General features: G+C 70.5%; 1 pseudogene. It reads left to right on the top strand.

What is annotated here, in order from left to right:
* Nucleotides 1-370, top strand: a pseudogene (locus IG05_RS0141255) (alpha-1,4-glucan--maltose-1-phosphate maltosyltransferase); the annotation flags it as partial.

The raw sequence follows: 370 nt of genomic DNA, 5'->3' as shown, positions 1-370 counted from the left end.
GCCGCCGGTCCACCCCATCGGCACGACCTTCCGCAAGGGCCCCAACAACACGCTCACGGCCGGTCCGGACGACGTCGGCGTGCCCTGGGCGATCGGCTCCCCCGAGGGCGGCCACGACGCCATCCACCCCGGCCTGGGCACCATCGAGGACTTCGACTTCTTCGTCGCCGAGGCGGACCGCCTCGGCCTGGAAGTCGCGCTGGACTTCGCGTTGCAGTGCTCGCCGGACCACCCCTGGGTCCACAAGCACCCCGAGTGGTTCCGGCACCGTCCGGACGGGACGATCGCGTACGCCGAGAACCCGCCGAAGAAGTACCAGGACATCTACCCCGTCGCGTTCGACGCCGACATGGACGGGCTGGTCACGGAG

Source organism: Streptomyces sp. NRRL S-1022 (assembly GCF_000720135.1).
Classification (GTDB): Bacteria; Actinomycetota; Actinomycetes; order Streptomycetales; family Streptomycetaceae; genus Streptomyces.
The sequence above is the reverse complement of the archived record's forward strand: the minus strand, read 5'-3'. Positions and strand labels throughout refer to the sequence as shown.